Source organism: Planctomycetota bacterium, assembly GCA_026387035.1.
Taxonomy (GTDB): Bacteria; Planctomycetota; Phycisphaerae; order FEN-1346; family FEN-1346; genus JAPLMM01.
Map to the genome: position 1 here is coordinate 1 of JAPLMM010000141.1, position 1,582 is coordinate 1,582.

Here is a 1,582-nt window from a genome sequence, read left to right on the forward strand (position 1 = left end):
CCTTCCCCGGGTACGGTAGGTAGAGGACGTCGGGCCAACCGTCGCCGTTGAAGTCCCCCGTGTAGGTCAGGAAATTGTCGGAGTAGTCCTTGGGGTCGAAGGCCTTGGGCGGGCGGATCTCGTGCGTCTTCCGGAAGTCGGGGCCCTCGTACCAGAACGGGCCCGAGACCACGTCCATCTTGCCGTCCCGGTTGAAGTCGGCGCAGAACGCGCCTTCGCAGTAGAACTGGTCGGTCAGTTGGAGCCTTTGGAACTGGGGCGCGGGCGTCCCGGCAAGCACGGCGGAAACGCAAATCCCCAGCCCGATTACGAACAGAACATGCTTGACCATGGCCACTCTCTCCTCATGGATTTCGAAGCCGCGGCCGCGAAGCGCGTCCTCGCGCGGTGCGGCCCTCTGCTTCTTCGTTACACCGTCACGGCGTTACTTCGTCGCCGCTTGCGCGAATCGTTCCGAGGCCGACTGCCAGTCCAGGATCCCCATCACCGCGTCCACGTACGCCCCGCGATTGTTCTGGTACTTCAGGTAGTAGGCGTGTTCCCAGACGTCGCAGACGAGCAGCGGCATGCAGCCCCAGATTGTTAGGTCCTGATGCTTCTCGGCCTGGAGCACCACGATCCGCTTCGACAGCGGTTCCCACGCGAGGACGCCCCACCCGCTCGCCTCGACCGCCTTGGTGGCGGCGGCGAACTGGGCGAGCATCTTCTCCTTCGAGCCGAACGAGGCCTCGATTGCCTGCGCGAGCGCTGCCGACGGTTCCCCGCGCCCGCCCGGCCACAGGCTCGTCCAGTAGAGCGAGTGGAGGGCATGGCCGGAGGCGTGGAACGCGAGTTCCCGCTCCCAATGCTTGACGAGGGCGAAGTCGCCGGCCTCGCGGGCCTTCGCGAGGGCCTCCAGGGCGGCATTCGCGCCCTTGACGTACCCTGCATGGTGCTTGTCGTGGTGGAGGGCGAGCGTCGCGTCGTCAATGACAGGTTCCAGGGACTTGTACGGCAGCGGGGGCAGCGTGTAGGCTTCGGGACCTGCGGGAGCGGTTGCCATTGTGGAATCTCCTTTGGTTTGACCTCGGCTTGGGGCGGCCATTGCCGCGATGCCGACGGCGCCGGCGGCGATGGTCTCGAGCGCCTGGCGTCTGGACATCCGGGCCATCATCGCTCCTCCCTTTCAGGATTGGCCTTGCTCGACCAATGGCTCTTGCGTACCTTTATGCTATGCCGCCGGTCGGGCAAAAGCAACGGGCCGCGGAAATCGAGTCATAGGAGCCGACGGAGCATGGACGAGCGGATGATTTTTTCGGGGTTCGGCGGCCAGGGGCTGATGACCTTCGGCAAGTTCGTCGCCGAACTCCTGATGCACGACTACGAGGTGACGTTCTTCCCGTCCTACGGGACGGAGGTCCGCGGTGGGACGGCCTATTGCCACGTGTGCGTGAGCGACTCCCCCGTAGCCAGCCCCGTCGTCGAGGAGGCGACTTGCCTGGTGCTGATGAATCAGATGTCGTACGACCGGTTCGCGCCGGTCGTCCGGCCGGACGGCCTGGTGCTCGTGAACGCGAGCATGGTGAAGGCGACGGGGGCGCAC

The 1,582-nt window shown here is 65.4% G+C and carries 3 protein-coding genes; 1 reads left to right on the forward strand and 2 read right to left on the reverse strand.

What is annotated here, in order from left to right; all coding sequences use genetic code 11:
- Together NTX40_04795 and NTX40_04800 are read right to left on the reverse strand one after the other, a co-directional pair.
- The coding region (locus NTX40_04795; GenBank protein ID MCX5648401.1) for a VCBS repeat-containing protein at positions 1-331 on the reverse strand (331 nt) is incomplete at its 3' end.
- Positions 332-424: 93 nt separating this feature from the next.
- Positions 425-1,042, reverse strand: coding sequence for a superoxide dismutase (locus NTX40_04800; protein MCX5648402.1), 618 nt, complete (start codon positions 1,040-1,042; stop codon positions 425-427).
- Between the two features lie 231 nt (positions 1,043-1,273).
- Between NTX40_04800 and NTX40_04805 the strand changes: the two genes are divergently transcribed.
- A partial coding sequence (locus NTX40_04805) for a 2-oxoacid:acceptor oxidoreductase family protein (GenBank protein MCX5648403.1) occupies positions 1,274-1,582 on the forward strand: 309 nt, incomplete at its 3' end.

Bases quoted from the DNA above. Each gene is read 5' to 3' on its own strand.
- NTX40_04800 (MCX5648402.1), bottom strand. From the start codon at position 1,042: ATGGCAACCGCTCCCGCAGGTCCCGAAGCCTACACGCTGCCCCCGCTG.